Here is a 14,659-nt window from a genome sequence, read left to right as displayed (position 1 = left end):
ATTCCGAAATGCCGATGCCTCCCGATATCCGCCTCGCCACTGCCCGCCCCGACGATGCCGAGGCCATCCTGGCAGTGCACCGCGCCGCCATAAGGGGCACGGCGGCGGACTTCTATCCGCCCGAGATCATCGAGGCCTGGGCTCCGGTCCCGATCCGGCACGCGCATGTCGAGGCCCTTGCCCTGCGCATCGAGAACGGGATCGAGGAGGCGGTCGTGGCGCGGGCGCGCGGGGTGGGGATCGTCGGCTTCGGCTCGTTCGTCCCGGACCGGCGCGAATTGCGCGCGGTCTATGTGCACCCCGACTATGGCCGCAAGGGCATCGGCGCCGCCATGCTCGCGGCGCTGGAGCGCCGGGCCCGCAGATACGGCCTTCGCGAGCTGGTGATGGATGCGAGCCTCAATGCGGAGGCGTTCTACCGCAGCCACGGCTTCGTGGTCGAGCGAACCGGCGAACACGTGCTGGGCGGCGGGCTGCGGATGGCGTGCATCCGCATGCGCAAGCCGCTCGGCGGACACTGACGGCCGCGCCGGCGCGGGTCTCAGCCGAAATTGGCCAGCCCCGGAAAGGTCTCCAGCATCCAGTAGCTCAGCGTCGACATCCATCCCGACAGGAAGCCGATGCCCGTGAGCACCAGCAGCGCGCCCATCACCTTCTCGACCACCGGCAGGTAGCGGCGCGCATGGCCGAGCATGCCGAGCGCCGGCCGCGCCATCGCGGCGACGAGGATGAACGGCACGCCGAGCCCGGCCGAATAGATCGCCAGCAATCCGGCACCGTGGGTCAACGTCTGCTCGCTCGCGGCGACCGCGAGGATCGCGGCCAGCACCGGGCCGATGCAGGGGGTCCAGCCGAAGGCGAAGGCGAGGCCCATCACATAGGCGCCGGCGAGCGTGGTGGGCGCGTCGACATGCACCCGCTTGGTCTGCGTCAGCCAACCGAACCGCAGCACGCCGAGGAAGTGCAGCCCCATCGCCAGGATGGCGACGCCGGCCACGATCGCCAGCTCCTGCGAATAGAGCCGCAGATAGCCCCCGATCACCGAGGCGCCGGCGCCCAGCGCGACGAAGACGGTGGAGAAGCCGGCCACGAACAACAGCGCCGCGCCGAGCGTGCGCCGCGCGGCGGCATCGGTCGGGGCCTTGTGCGTGATCTGGTCGAGGCTGGTGCCGGCGAGATAGCACAGATAGGGCGGGACCAGCGGCAGGACGCAGGGAGAGGCGAAGCTGGCGATTCCGGCCACGAACGCGGCCGGGAGCGTGACGTCGGCCATGAAACTGGACAACCTTGCATCGTTCCGAGAGCTTCCCAATGCACGCCCGCCGGAGGTTATGCAATGCGGCGGGTTGGAGCACGGGCCGCGGGACTTGAACCCGGACCGCGCCCGGCACAAGCTGCAAGCCGTTGAATCGGCGCCCTTTCCGGGCGTCGGGGCCGGCGGGCCGGATCGCGGGGAAGCGCGCCTCTCGCCATGATGTGATGCCGGGATACGGAGATTTCCATGCGCAACCTGATCACCGACGTCGCCGGCCTGAAGGTGGGCAACGCCACCGACCTCGCCCTCGCCTCCGGCGTGACGGCGATCGTGTTCGACGAGCCGACCGTCGCCTCGGTGGATGTGCGCGGCGGCGGTCCCGGCACGCGCGAGACCGACCTGCTCGCGCCCGACGAGACGGTGGGCGCCATCCACGCGCTGTGCCTCTCGGGCGGCTCGGCCTTCGGGCTCGATTCCGCCGCCGGCGTGATGGCGGCGCTGGCCGAGCGCGGCATCGGTTTTCCGGTTGGCGATGCGCGCGTGCCGATCGTGCCCGGCGCGGTGCTGTTCGACCTGATCAATGGCGGCGACAAAGAGTGGGGGCGCTTCCCGCCCTATCGCGAGCTCGGCTACGCCGCCGCCAATGCGGCCGCCATCAACTTCGCGCTCGGCACGGTGGGCGCGGGCACCGGCGCGACGACGGCGACGCTCAAGGGCGGGCTCGGCTCGGCCTCCATGGTCGCGGCCTCCGGCCACGTGGTCGGCGCGCTGGTGGCGGTCAACGCCTGCGGCGCCACGAACGTCGGCGAGGGCCCGCATTTCTGGGCCGCGCCGTTCGAGCGGGAGGCCGAGTTCGGCGGCCTCGGCCTGCCGAGCCCCCTGCCCGACCTGCCCTCCCGCCCGGCACTGAAGGGCCTGCCCCCGGAGGTCGAGCCGGCCATCGCCAACACCACCATCGCGGTGGTAGCGACCGATGCCGTGCTGACCAAGGCGCAGTGCAAGCGCCTCGCGGTCATGGCCCATGACGGCTATGCCCGCGCCATCTGGCCGGTCCACACCCCGCTCGACGGCGACACCATCTTCGCGGCGGCGACCGGCAAGCGCGCGCTGGCCGATCCGGTGTTCGACCTCGCGCTGATCGGCTCGGCGGTGGTGGCGACGCTCGCCCGCGCCTGCGCTCGCGCCGTCTACGAGGCGACCGCCCTGCCCCAGCCCGGCACCCTGCCGACCTGGCGTGCGCGCTGGGACGGCTGAGCAGTCCGCTTATTGCGGGGAACGCAACAGAAGTGACCTTTCGTCATAGAAGTGTCGTTTCCGCAGCCCTGCTTGTCGCATCGGTCCAATCTGCATAGCAGCCATGCGCCCGACACTTCCCTCAATCAGAGGGGAGCGCATGAGCCAGAACCGGCCACGCATCAAGGTTCGCGGCCTGACCAAGATCTTCGGCGACGACGCCGGGGCCGCGCTGTCGCTGCTGCAGGCCGGGCGCGACCGCAACGAGGTGCTCAAGGCCACCGGCGCGGTGGTCGGGCTTCAGGACGTCTCCTTCGACATCGCCGAGGGCGAGATCCTCGTCGTCATGGGCCTCTCGGGCTCGGGCAAGTCGACCTGCCTTCGCTGCATCAACCGGCTGATCGAGCCGACCGCCGGCCAGGTGATGGTCGACGATGTCGACGTGACGGCGCTGGGCGAGCGGGAGCTGCTGGCGTTCCGGCGCACCCGCTTCGGCATGGTGTTCCAGCAATTCGCGCTGTTCCCCCACCGCACCATCCAGCGCAACGTCGAGTACGGGCTCGAAGTGCAGGGCGTGCCCGTCGCGCAGCGACGCGAGCGCGCCCTCACCGCCATCGAGACGGTCGGGCTAGCGGGCTGGGACCAGCACTATCCCGCCCAGCTTTCCGGCGGCATGCAGCAGCGCGCCGGTCTCGCCCGCGCCCTCGCCCTCGATCCCGACATCCTGCTGATGGACGAGGCGTTCAGCGCCCTCGACCCGCTGATCCGCCGCGACATGCAGCAGGAGCTGGTGGCGCTGCAGCGCCGGCTGAAGAAAACCATCGTCTTCGTCAGCCACGACCTCGACGAGGCGATCGCGCTGGGCGGGCGCATCGTGCTGATGAAGGACGGCCGCGTGGTCCAGGAAGGCACCGCCGCCGATTTCCTCGCCGCCCCGGCGGACGAGTATGTGCGCCGCTTCGTCGAGCATATCGACGTGCTCGGCGTGGTGACGGCGGGCGACGCGATGCGCGCCCCGGCGGCGGTGAAGCCCTGGTTCAGCACCGCCGCGGCGGCGCTCGCCAGCCTCACCCAGTCGGGCGAGCCGGTCGTCACCGTGGTCTGCCAGGAGGGCCGCTTCCAGGGCACGGTCGACGCCGAGACCCTGAAGGGCGCGGGCGAGACCGAGCTGCGCTTCCTGCTCAGCGACAAGGACGCCTGCGTGCCCGAGGGCGCGACGCTCAACGACGCGGTGTCCAAGCTCGCCTCCGGCCGCGGCGAGATCGCCGTGGTCGGCAGCGGCCGCGAGCTGAAGGGCGTCATCGCCAATGCCGACCTCGTCGCCGCGCTGGCGCGCCGGCGGCAGGAAGCCGGCCCGCACACGGCGCATTGAGGGGACCGGCCATGGCGTTCGAGATTCCGCAGATCCCCCTCGCCGAATGGTGCGACATCGCGCTCGACTGGGCGACCGACCATTTCTCCGGCGTCACCCGGGCGATGAGCGCGGTGGTCGGCACCGGCATCGAGGCGACCACCGATTTCCTGGTCGGCCTGCCGCCCTGGCTCGTGATCGCCGCCTTCGGGCTGATCGTGTGGCGGCTGACCACGGTGCGGATCGCGCTGTGGTCGGTGCTCGGCTTCCTGTTCCTGTGGAACGTGGAGCTGTGGCGCGCGACCCTGCAATCGCTGGTGCTGGTGCTGGTCTCGACCCTGTTCGCGCTGGCGATCGGCATCCCGATCGGCATCGGTGCCGCGCTCAGCAAGCGGTTCTGGCGCGTCGCCTCGCCGGCGCTCGACATGATGCAGACCATGCCGAGCTTCGTCTATTTGATCCCGGCGATCCCGTTCTTCGGCCTCGGCGCGGTGTCGGCGAGCTTCGCCACCATCGTCTTCGCCATGCCGCCGACGATCCGGCTCACCGCGCTCGGCATCCTGCAGACACCGCCCATGCTGGTGGAGGCGGCCGACGCGTTCGGCTCCACCAAATGGCAGAAGCTGTTCAAGATCCAGCTTCCGCTCGCCATCCCGACCATCATGGCCGGCATCAACCAGACCATCATGCTGGCGCTCTCCATGGTGGTGATCGCCGCCATGATCGGCGCCGGCGGGCTCGGCGGCGAGGTGTGGAAGGCGATCCAGCGGCTGGAGGCGGGCATGGGCTTCCAGGCCGGCATCGCCATCGTCGTGCTCGCCGTCATCCTCGACCGCATCACCCAGCACATCGCCCGGCGCCTGCGCACCGACACGGAGCACGGCTGACCGCGTGGCCTGAACGAACCGGCACAGAAAGGGCGTCAGCAGCCCTGCCCCGAACCTCTCAGAGTGGAGCAACCGACATGTCCATCCTAGGAAAACTCGCCCGCACAGCCGCCGCGGCGGCCACCGTCTTCGGCCTCGCCTCGGGCGCGGCCCATGCGGAGAAGAAGGATCTGACCATCGCCTATGTGGAGTGGTCGGATGCGGTGGTGGCGACAAACATCGTCAAGGCCGCGCTCGAGGACAAGGGCTATACGGTGAAGATCGTGCCGCTCTCGGGCGCCGCCATGTGGCAGGCCGTCGCCTCCGGCGAGGCGGACGGCATGGTCGCCGCCTGGCTGCCGGCGACCCACGCCGCCTACTACAAGAAGCTGAAGGACAAGGTGGTCAATCTCGGCCCGAACGTAACCGGCGCCAAGATCGGCTGGGCCGTGCCGACCTATGTCGACATCGACTCGATCGAGGACATCAAGGGCAAGGCCGACATGTTCGGCGGCAAGATCATCGGCATCGATCCCGGCGCCGGCCTGATGAAGGCCTCGGAAACGGCGATCAAGGACTACGACCTGCCGGTGACGCTGGTCGAGGGCTCGGACGCCACCATGGTCGCCGCCCTCAAGGACGCCTATTCCAAGAAGCAGCCCATCGTCGTGACGACCTGGACCCCGCACTGGATGTTCGCCACCTGGGACCTGAAGTACCTCAAGGACCCGAAGGGCGTGTTCGGCGGCGAGGAGACCGTCAACACCGTGGTCTCGACCGGCCTCAAGGACGAGGCACCGGAGGCCTACAAGATCCTCGACAATTTCAACCTGTCGCTCGCCGACGAGCAGGCGGTGATGGTGGAGAACAACAAGCCCGGCACCGATCCGGCGGCCACCGCCCGCGCCTGGGTCGACGCCAACAAGGACAAGGTCGACGCCTGGTCCAAGTGACCTTGGTCTGAACGAGGCCCGCTCGACCGGCCGCAAGGTCCGGCATGAAAAGAGAGCGGCGGCCGGGACGTCATCCCGGCCGCCGTTTCGTATCGCACGCTTCAGGCGCGAACGTCCCCGATCAGGGGCACGGCTCCCAGAAGCCGGTCGTGCGCTGGGGGTTTGTGTAGTACCAGCAATAGTTCGGCCGGGGCGGCGGGCCGGCGAGGCTCGCCGCGGCGACGCCGGTGAGGAAGCCGAGCGCGGCGCCCGCGGCCACCGCTCCACCCGGCGCCCAGTAGCGGCGCGGATTGACCACCACCACCCCGCCACCGCGCGGCACGGGGCCGTAATAGCGCCCGGCGCCGTAGTAATGGCCGGGATTGTAAAAGCCGGGCCCGCCTGCGCCGACGCAGCCGCGCGCCCCGCAGGCGCCGGCGCGCCAGGCATTCGCCTGCGGCATCGCCGCGAACAGGCTGACGGCAGCGACCATGGCGCCCGCCGCCAGATAACGTGCACTCTTCATACCGGGATCTCCCTCGTCGATCGTTTCGCTCGTGCCGCCGACCGCATCAGCGCGAATCGCAGCCTAGCCGCACATGGTTAACGGAGCATCCGGGTTCGCCGGGATCGGGGACAATATTGCGGGGGCCCTGCACGCATGCTACGGCCCGCCCAGCCGGAGGCCCGCCCCATGAACATCCGTCCGCTCATCATCGCCCCCTCCATCCTCGCCAGCGACTTCGCCCGCTTCGGCGAGGAAGTGCGCGCGGTCGACGCGGCCGGCGCCGACTGGATCCACATCGACATCATGGACGGGCATTTCGTGCCCAACATCTCGTTCGGCCCGGACGTGGTGAAGGCGATCCGCCCGCTCACCGCCAAGCCGTTCGACGTGCATCTCATGATCGAGCCGGCCGATCCCTATCTCGAAGCCTTCGCCAAGGCCGGCGCCGACCACATCAGCGTCCATGTCGAGGCGGGGCCGCACCTGCACCGCTCGCTGCAGGCGATCCGCGCGCTGGGCAAGAAGGCGGGCGTCGCCATCAACCCGGCGACCCCTCCCGAGACCATCGAATACGTGCTCGACATCATCGACGTGATCATCGTGATGACCGTCAATCCCGGCTTCGGCGGCCAGGCCTTCCTCACCCCGGTGATGGACAAGGTGCGGCGCCTCGCCGCGATGATCGGCGACCGGCCGATCGACATCGAGATCGACGGCGGCGTCGCCCCCGACACGGCGGGCCTGTGCATGGTCGCCGGCGCCAACGCGCTGGTCGCCGGCTCGGCGGTCTTCAAGGGCGGCCCCGGCGCCTATGCCGCCAATATCCGCGCCATCCGCGACGCCGCCGCGCGCGAGCGCGGAGAGCTTGTCTGAGCGGGCCGCACGGACCGGCGCCGACGGCGGGATTTGTCGTGTCCCCGCCTATCTGCTAATGCGCGCCATCCATTGCCCGACTGCCGAAAGAGCCGCCCGTGATCCCGCGCTATACACGTCCCGAGATGGCTTCCATCTGGGAGCCGCAGACCCGCTTCCGCATCTGGTTCGAGATCGAGGCCCACGCCACCGAAGCCCTCGCCGAGATCGGCGTCGTGCCGAAGGAGGCCGCGGCGAAGATCTGGGAGATGGGGAAGAACGCGACCTTCGACGTCGCCCGCATCGACGAGATCGAGGCGGTCACCAAGCACGACGTGATCGCCTTCCTCACCCATCTCGCCGAGATCGTCGGCCCGGAGGCGCGCTTCGTCCACCAGGGCATGACCTCCTCGGACGTGCTCGACACCTGCCTCAACGTGCAGCTGGTGCGCGCGGCGGACATCCTCATCAAGGATGTCGACCGCCTGCTCGCGGCGCTGGAGGCCCGCGCCTTCGAGCACAAGCTGACCCCGACGGTCGGCCGCTCGCACGGCATCCACGCCGAGCCGACCACCTTCGGGCTCAAGCTCGCCCAGGCCCATGCCGAGTTCCAGCGCAACCGCGCCCGCCTCGTCGCCGCCCGCCACGAGGTCGCGACCTGCGCCATTTCCGGCGCGGTGGGCACCTTCGCGCAGATCGACCCGCGGGTTGAGGAATATGTGGCGGAGAAGATGGGGCTCGCGGTAGAGCCGGTCTCGACCCAGGTCATCCCGCGCGACCGCCACGCCATGTTCTTCGCCACGCTCGGCGTCGTCGCCTCGTCCATGGAGCGCGTGGCGACCGAGATACGCCACCTGCAGCGCACCGAGGTTCTGGAGGTCGAGGAGTTCTTCTCCGCCGGCCAGAAGGGCTCCTCGGCCATGCCGCACAAGCGCAACCCGGTGCTCACCGAGAACATCACCGGCCTCGCCCGCCTCGTGCGCGGCATGGTGACGCCGGCGCTGGAGAACGTCGCCCTCTGGCACGAGCGCGACATCTCGCACTCCTCGGTGGAGCGCATGATCGGGCCGGACGGCACCGTCACGCTCGACTTCGCGCTGAACCGCCTCGCCGGCGTCATCGAGAAGCTCGTCGTCTACCCGGAGAACATGCAGAAGAACCTCGACCGGCTCGGCGGGCTGGTGCACTCGCAGCGCGTGCTGCTGGCGCTGACCCAGAAGGGCGCCTCGCGCGAGGACGCCTACCGCCTCGTGCAGCGCAACGCGATGCCGGTGTGGCGGGGCGAAGGCGAGTTCCAGACCCTTCTCACCAACGACCCCGAGGTCCGCCAGTATCTCTCGGCCGAGGAGATCGCCGAGAAGTTCGATCTCGGCTACCACCTCAAGCACGTCGACACGATCTTCAGGCGCGTCTTCGGACGCGCCTGAGAACGCTCAGCCGTTCAGCGGTGAAAGCCCGGTGGACGGACCATCGGGCGGCCGCCACCGCCCGGGCGGCCGTAACCCGGGCCGCCGCGTGGCACATAGCCCGGCCCCGGACGGTAGCCGGAAGGCCGTGGGCCGTAGCCCGGCCCCCGCCCCCAGCCGCGGGACGGACCCGGCCCCATGTGAGGCGGCCGGTTCCAGCCGCGGGACGGATACCCCCGGTAGCCGTAGCGCGGCCGGAAATTCGGCGGCGGCCGGTAGCCGGGCCTGCCATTGGGCCCCCAGTAATTGCGCCCATAATAGCGTGGCGGGCCCCAGTAATTGCCCCAGGGTCCACCCCCCCAATAGCCGCCGCCCCAGCCCCAGCCGAGCCCCACGGCGGGGCCGAAGCCGAAGCCCACATAGCCATCGTCGTAGCCGTCATAATAGTCCGGATTGACGATGACGCGCGTGCCGCCGCCCCCGAACGACAGGTAGCTCGAGCTCGCATAGCCGCCGCCGACGCGGCACCAGCCGCCGCTGCATGAGCCGGCATCCACCTGCTGGCCCGCCTGCAGCACCCCAACCACCCGGTAGCGGGTGCCGGGGCCGCTGCGCACGTTGAGATCGGCCGTGGCGACGGCGGGACGCGCCGCCGCGGCCGCGGTGCCGGCCAGCAGGAGGCCGAGCGCCAGAAGCATCGATCTTGGGGAAAGGAATCCGGGAAGCAACATGGCACTCTCCTCACCACGCCGGGGCTCGGCCCGGCCGGCTGCCCCAGAGGCAGCCATGGCGTTCATGTGAGATAGCAACATGCAAACCGGCAATCGGTTGCACCACCTATCCCTCCGGACGATCCGGTCACGTGATCGTCAATACCACCGCGAGGAGGCGCGCCAGACCACCGGGCGGCCGCGATAGCCCGGCCCCTCCTGGTAGGGCCCCTGCCAGTGCGGGCCGATGCCGTAATAATAGCTGGGCCGCTGCGGCAGGCGCCCGCCGCCGCGCCGCGACCAGTAGGTGTCGCCGTTGCGGTCTCCGAAGCGCGCGGTGTAGGCGGGATAGCCCGGATGCATGTTCCAGTAGGTCGGCCGCCCGCCCCAGTAGCTCGGCCGCGCGCCCCAATAGGTCGGGCGGTTGGCGCCGTAGAGGCCCGGGCCCCAGTAGCCCGGCCCCCAGCTCGCCCGCCAGCGGTAGTTGAAGCCGTAGCCATAGCCATAGGTCGGCGCGCCGCCGCCCCAGCCGTCGAAGCCGCTGGCCAGCGTATCGACGGCCGCCGCCACGCCCACCACCGGCGCCGCGAGCGCCGCGAGCACCGGCGAGCCGACATAGGTGGGATAGGTGCCGCCGGGATAATACCGTCCGGGATAGCTCTCCGGCGGATAGTCCTCGGCGGGATAGCCCTGCGCCACATAGGTCGGGGTCGTATCGGCATAGCCCGCGGTGGCGCCGTAGCTCGGCCCGGCATAGGCGGCGCTGGAATAGCTGCCCGAGCCGGCCTGCGCGGGCCGCACCGTCACGCGCGTCGGCGCCGCGCCGGAGGTCGAGAGATGCCGCGCGCTGACATAACCGTACTGGGTCGCGCACCAGCCGGTGCCGCAGGAGCGCACCTCCACCGGGCTGCCGGCCGGCAGGGTGGAGATGACGTCGTAGCTGGTGCCGGGGCCGGTGCGCACATTCACGCCGGCGAGCGTGGTGGCAGTGTAGCCGACCGGCGTCGCGGTCGTGCTGCCGCCCGCCATCTGCGAGGTCGAGGTGCCGGCGGGCGAGACGCCCGGCGCATAGGCCCGCCCGACGGGCACCGTGGCCGGCGCCGCAGCCGATGGCACTCCGGCCGGCGGCTGCAAGGCGCTTCCGGCGAGTGCCCCCGCGCCTACCTGCCCGAGATAGCGGGCGCTGACATAGCCGTACTGGGTGCGGCACCAGCTACCCGAGCAGCCGGCGACGTTCACCGGCGTCCCGGCCGGCAGCGTGCCGAGCACGTTGGTGCCGGTGCCCGGACCCGAGCGCACATTGACGGTGGCGGTCGTCGCCGCCGTCGCCATGGCCGACGTCCCGTAAGCCGGGTTCGCATAGGCCCGCCCGGTCTGCGGCGCCACGTTCGGCGTCAGTCCGTAGATCTGGGTGGTCTCCTGCCCGGAGCCGGGAAGACGGGGCTGCGCCTGCGCCGGCAGCACCTGCTGCACCGCTCCCCGCGAGAGCAGGTAGATGCTGACATAGCCGCCATCGACCTGGCACCACTCATTGTCGCAGCCCGACACCTCGACCGAGGTCGCGTCCGGCAGCGTCTTGACGATGTCGTACTGGGTGCCGGGGCCGCTGCGTACATTGGCGGTGCCGATGGTGGTCCGCGTGCCCTTCATGCTGGTGTCGGCGCCCGCATGCACCGCGCCGGGCGCGGTGGCGATCTGCGCCGCCATCGCCGCGGTCGAGCCGGCATCGGCCATGCCGGCCGGCGCATAGGCCGGCACCGTGCCCGGCGCCGCCATCCCCGGGGCGCCATAGGCCGGCGCGCCGGCATAGGTGGGCGCCGCGTAGCTCGCGGCGGGCGGCGCCATCATCGGCCGGGCCTGCGACAGGCCGGGGCCCACCCCGCGAGCGGCCTGGCCGAGATAGCGCGCGCTGACATAGCCGTACTGGGTGCGGCACCAGCTACCCGAGCAGCCGGCGACGTTCACCGGCGTCCCGGCCGGCAGGGTGCCGAGCACATTGGTGCCGGTGCCCGGACCCGAGCGCACATTGACGGTGGCGGTCGTCGCCGCCGTCGCCATGGCCGTCGTCCCGTAGGCCGGGTTCGCATAGCCAGCCGTCCCGTAGGCCCGCCCGGTCTGCGGCGCGACGTTCGGCGTCAGCCCGTAGATCTGGGTGGTCTCCTGCCCGGAGCCGGGAAGACGCGGCTGCGCCTGCGCCGGCAGCACCTGCTGCACCGCCCCGCGCGAGAGCAGGTAGATGCTGACATAGCCGCCGTCGACCTGGCACCACTCATTGTCGCAGCCCGACACCTCGACCGAGGTCGCGTCCGGGAGCGTCTTGACGATGTCGTACTGGGTGCCGGGGCCGCTGCGCACATTGGCGGTGCCGATGGTGATGCGCGTGCCCTTCATGCTGGTGTCGGCGCCCGCGTGCACCGCGCCGGGCGCGGTGGCGATCTGCGCCGCCATCGCCGCGGTCGAGCCGGCATCGGCCATACCGGCCTGCGCATAGGCCGGTACCGCGCCCGGTGCCGCCATTCCCGGAGCGCCATAGGCCGGCGCACCCGCATAGCCGGGCGCCGGCGCGCTCTGCTGCAGCAGCCCGGCGCTGATATAGCCGTACTGGGTACGGCACCAGTCATTGGCGCAGGAGACGACGTCCACCGGCGCGCCGGCCGGCAGGGTGCCGAGCATGCCATAGGCGGTGCCCGGCCCGCCCCTCACATTCGAGGTCGCGCGCGTGGTCGCCGGCCAGGCATCGGCCGACGGCATGCCCGCCACCAATGTGCCGGCTACCGCCAGGCCATACGCCATAGGCCCGGACGCAAGCGCGAAGGGTGTCGTGAACCGCATCGGTTCCTCCTGACGCCGCCGCCACCACGTCGCGGCAACGGCCCACCTTCACGCTTGCCCGGAATACCCTCTATTTGCAATTGAATGCCGAAAAGATGGTTGCCAACGTGCAACCTCTGTGCATGCCGCCCGAATCGGGCGACACCGCCCGGCGGCCTGCTCAGCCTTCGGTCTTGAGCGTCTGGATGGCTTCGGCGAGCAGCTCTTCCATGGTCCGGCGGATGCGATGCTCGGACACGTCGATGCCCTTGGCGTCGAAATCGGCCTTCACCTTGCGGAAGACATCCTCGTCGCCGGCCTCTTCCAGATCGGCCTCGATGAGCGTGCGCGCATAGGCCTCGGCCTCGGCGCCGGCCAGGCCGAGCTTCTCGGCCGCCCACATGCCGAGCGCCTTGTTGCGGCGCGCATGCGCCTTGAAACGCAGCGTCTCGTCGTGGGCGAACTTCGCCTCGAACGCATCTTCGCGCTTATCGAACGTGCTCATGCGGTCTCGCCCCTGTTCCGGAAATCGCGGGGTTGATTATCCCGAGCCCGCACCCAAATCAACGCCGTCGACGCGTCATGGCCGCCCCTACGTCAATGTGACGCTCACAGGCCCTCTCGGGCGCCGCAGAACCGAACATGCACAGGCCCTTTCCGCCGGCGCGTTTGTATCCGCTCCCCCGATCGGCTAGTGTCCGGGCGTGGGTGCCGGTGCCTATGCGACGCGAATCGTCACGCGAGGGGTCGCGCAAAAGTTCGGTACCCCCGCCGTGAAGCCGTACACATCGGAGCCTCGGCACACCAATGGACTTCCTCAACCGACGGTACCCCCCCATGAGCCGCCGCCGCCGCATTTATGAAGGTAAGGCGAAGGTCCTCTATGAAGGCCCTGAGCCCGGCACCCTGATTCAGCATTTCAAAGACGACGCCACTGCTTTCAACAACAAGAAGCATGACGTCATCGATGGCAAGGGCGTCCTCAACAACCGCATCTCGGAATACGTCTTCCAGAAGCTGAACGAGATCGGCGTCCCGACCCATTTCATCCGGCGGTTGAACATGCGCGAGCAGCTCATCCGCGAGGTCGAGATCATTCCGCTCGAAGTGGTCGTGCGCAACGTCGCCGCCGGGTCGCTCTCCTCGCGCCTGGGCATCGAGGAAGGCACGCAGCTCCCGCGCTCGATCATCGAGTTCTATTACAAGAACGACCAGCTCAACGACCCGATGGTGTCGGAAGAGCACATCACCGCCTTCGGCTGGGCCACCACCCAGGAGATCGACGACATCATCGCGCTCGCGATCCGCGTCAACGACTTCCTGTCGGGCCTGTTCCTCGGCGTCGGCATCCGTCTCGTCGACTTCAAGATGGAATGCGGCCGGCTGTGGGAAGGCGACATGATGCGCATCGTCGTCGCCGACGAGATCAGCCCGGATTCGTGCCGGCTGTGGGACATCAAGTCGAACGACAAGCTCGACAAGGATCGTTTCCGCCGCGACATGGGCGGCCTCGTCGAGGCCTATTCGGAAGTCGCGCGCCGTCTCGGCATCATGGCCGAGAACGAGCGGCTCCAGGGCAGCGGCCCGGTTCTGGTGAAATCCGAGCCGGAAGAGTGAGGGCCGGCGGCCGGAGCGATGCCCACATGGCTCGGCTGCCATCCGCATTCGCGCATTGAGCCGTTCGCGGCATGATGATAGGCGGGGGCGCAAAGGCCCCCGCTTCTTTATTCCCGAACCATTGTCGTCAAGAGTGGTCTGATGAAGGCACGCGTTCTCGTCACCCTGAAATCCGCGGTGCTCGATCCCCAGGGCAAGGCCATAGAGGGCGCCCTGCGCTCGCTCGGCGTGCCCGGCATCGCCAGTGTCCGCCAGGGCAAGGTGTTCGACGTCGAGCTCGACGGAACGGACAAGGACAAGGCCGAGGCGACCCTGAAGGACGCCTGCGAGAAGCTTCTCGCCAATACGGTGATCGAAACCTACCGCATCGAATTCGTCGGGTGAGGCCTCGCCGATGAAAGCCGCCGTCATCCTCTTCCCCGGCTCGAACCGCGAAGGCGACGTCGCCCACGCCATCCGGCAGATCACCGGCGTCGAGCCGGCCGTAGTCTGGCACGCCGACACCGAGCTTCCCGCCGGCACCGACCTCGTGGTGCTGCCGGGCGGCTTCTCCTATGGCGACTATCTGCGCTGCGGCGCCATCGCCGCCCGGGCCGCGATCATGGAGGCGGTGCGCGCCCATGCCGCGCGCGGCGGGCTGGTGCTGGGCGTGTGCAACGGCTTCCAGATCCTGTGCGAGAGCGGCCTGCTGCCGGGCGTGCTGGTGCGCAATGCGCGCCTGCGCTTCATCTGCCGCGAGGCGCTGCTGAAGGTCGAGCGCAACGACACCCCCTTCACCAGCCGCTACGCCCGGGGCGCTCTGGTGCGCTACCCGGTCGCCCATGGCGAGGGCAACTACGCCGCCGATGCCGATACGCTGAAGCGGCTGGAAGGCGAGGGCCGCGTGGTGTTCCGCTATGTGATGCCCGACGGCCGGCGCGACGACACGCAGGTGCTGAACGGCGCCGCCAACTCGATCGCCGGCATCGTTTCCGAAAAGCTCAACGTGCTCGGCCTGATGCCGCACCCGGAGAACCAGGTCGATCCGCTCCTCGGTTCCACCGACGGGCGCGCCCTGTTCGAGAGCATGGTGGATGCGCTGGAGCGGGTGTGAGACCGCGGCTTCCCGCCCTCACCTC

Annotated in this window: 15 protein-coding genes; 10 read left to right on the top strand and 5 right to left on the bottom strand. The window is 69.8% G+C overall.

Annotated elements, in window-relative coordinates; genetic code table 11:
* Positions 1 to 8: 8 nt before the first annotated feature.
* Positions 9 to 521, top strand: a complete 513-nt coding sequence (locus tag NVS83_RS19330; RefSeq protein ID WP_258740769.1) for a GNAT family N-acetyltransferase — start codon at positions 9 to 11, stop codon at positions 519 to 521.
* Positions 522 to 541: 20 nt separating this feature from the next.
* On the opposite strand, the gene NVS83_RS19325 is transcribed toward NVS83_RS19330, so the two are convergent.
* A complete protein-coding gene (locus NVS83_RS19325; RefSeq protein ID WP_258733307.1) occupies positions 542 to 1,273 on the bottom strand; it encodes a cytochrome c biogenesis CcdA family protein in 732 nt (243 codons plus the stop codon).
* A gap of 228 nt (positions 1,274 to 1,501) precedes the next feature.
* On the opposite strand from NVS83_RS19325, the gene NVS83_RS19320 reads away from it, so the two are divergent.
* The 4 genes from NVS83_RS19320 to NVS83_RS19305 all read left to right on the top strand — a co-directional run bounded on the left by NVS83_RS19320 (position 1,502) and on the right by NVS83_RS19305 (position 5,658).
* Positions 1,502 to 2,509 (top strand): P1 family peptidase, encoded by a 1,008-nt coding sequence (locus NVS83_RS19320; RefSeq protein ID WP_258740768.1) that lies wholly within the window; start codon positions 1,502 to 1,504, stop codon positions 2,507 to 2,509.
* Between the two features lie 139 nt (positions 2,510 to 2,648).
* Positions 2,649 to 3,860, top strand: coding sequence for a quaternary amine ABC transporter ATP-binding protein (locus NVS83_RS19315; protein ID WP_258740766.1), 1,212 nt, complete (start codon positions 2,649 to 2,651; stop codon positions 3,858 to 3,860).
* Between the two features lie 11 nt (positions 3,861 to 3,871).
* The gene (locus NVS83_RS19310) at positions 3,872 to 4,726 is read left to right on the top strand and encodes an ABC transporter permease (RefSeq protein WP_258740765.1); all 855 of its coding nucleotides are present in this window, start codon (positions 3,872 to 3,874) and stop codon (positions 4,724 to 4,726) included.
* Between the two features lie 77 nt (positions 4,727 to 4,803).
* A complete protein-coding gene (locus tag NVS83_RS19305) occupies positions 4,804 to 5,658 on the top strand; it encodes a glycine betaine ABC transporter substrate-binding protein (RefSeq protein WP_258733187.1) in 855 nt (284 codons plus the stop codon).
* A 121-nt stretch (positions 5,659 to 5,779) separates the two neighbouring features.
* Here NVS83_RS19305 and NVS83_RS19300 read toward each other — a convergent pair whose 3' ends face one another.
* Entirely contained in the window at positions 5,780 to 6,163 is a 384-nt protein-coding gene (locus tag NVS83_RS19300; RefSeq protein WP_258740764.1) for a hypothetical protein, read from the bottom strand.
* A gap of 168 nt (positions 6,164 to 6,331) precedes the next feature.
* On the opposite strand from NVS83_RS19300, the gene rpe reads away from it, so the two are divergent.
* Both rpe and purB read left to right on the top strand, forming a co-directional pair.
* Positions 6,332 to 7,018 (top strand): ribulose-phosphate 3-epimerase, encoded by a 687-nt coding sequence (gene rpe / locus NVS83_RS19295; protein WP_258740763.1) that lies wholly within the window; start codon positions 6,332 to 6,334, stop codon positions 7,016 to 7,018.
* A 98-nt stretch (positions 7,019 to 7,116) separates the two neighbouring features.
* Complete coding sequence (gene purB, locus NVS83_RS19290; RefSeq protein WP_258740762.1) at positions 7,117 to 8,424, top strand: adenylosuccinate lyase; 1,308 nt, start codon at positions 7,117 to 7,119, stop codon at positions 8,422 to 8,424.
* A 14-nt stretch (positions 8,425 to 8,438) separates the two neighbouring features.
* On the opposite strand, the gene NVS83_RS19285 is transcribed toward purB, so the two are convergent.
* From NVS83_RS19285 to NVS83_RS19275, 3 genes are all read right to left on the bottom strand, one after another.
* A complete protein-coding gene (locus NVS83_RS19285; RefSeq protein ID WP_258740760.1) occupies positions 8,439 to 9,134 on the bottom strand; it encodes an SH3 domain-containing protein in 696 nt (231 codons plus the stop codon).
* Positions 9,135 to 9,272: 138 nt separating this feature from the next.
* Entirely contained in the window at positions 9,273 to 11,864 is a 2,592-nt protein-coding gene (locus NVS83_RS19280) for an SH3 domain-containing protein (RefSeq protein WP_258740759.1), read from the bottom strand.
* Between the two features lie 241 nt (positions 11,865 to 12,105).
* Positions 12,106 to 12,429 (bottom strand): DUF1476 domain-containing protein, encoded by a 324-nt coding sequence (locus NVS83_RS19275; RefSeq protein WP_258740758.1) that lies wholly within the window; start codon positions 12,427 to 12,429, stop codon positions 12,106 to 12,108.
* A 302-nt stretch (positions 12,430 to 12,731) separates the two neighbouring features.
* On the opposite strand from NVS83_RS19275, the gene purC reads away from it, so the two are divergent.
* The 3 genes from purC (at position 12,732) to purQ (ending at position 14,634) form a co-directional block, all read left to right on the top strand.
* Complete coding sequence (purC, locus tag NVS83_RS19270; protein ID WP_258740757.1) at positions 12,732 to 13,541, top strand: phosphoribosylaminoimidazolesuccinocarboxamide synthase; 810 nt, start codon at positions 12,732 to 12,734, stop codon at positions 13,539 to 13,541.
* 141 nt (positions 13,542 to 13,682) lie between these two features.
* Positions 13,683 to 13,925, top strand: coding sequence for a phosphoribosylformylglycinamidine synthase subunit PurS (purS, locus tag NVS83_RS19265; RefSeq protein ID WP_258733194.1), 243 nt, complete (start codon positions 13,683 to 13,685; stop codon positions 13,923 to 13,925).
* Between the two features lie 10 nt (positions 13,926 to 13,935).
* Positions 13,936 to 14,634, top strand: a complete 699-nt coding sequence (gene purQ, locus NVS83_RS19260; RefSeq protein WP_258740756.1) for a phosphoribosylformylglycinamidine synthase subunit PurQ — start codon at positions 13,936 to 13,938, stop codon at positions 14,632 to 14,634.
* The last annotated feature ends 25 nt before the right edge of the window (positions 14,635 to 14,659 follow it).

Source organism: Ancylobacter mangrovi, from assembly GCF_024752335.1.
In the GTDB taxonomy this organism is placed as follows: Bacteria; Pseudomonadota; Alphaproteobacteria; order Rhizobiales; family Xanthobacteraceae; genus Ancylobacter; species Ancylobacter mangrovi.
The sequence above is the reverse complement of the archived record's forward strand: the minus strand, read 5'-3'. Positions and strand labels throughout refer to the sequence as shown.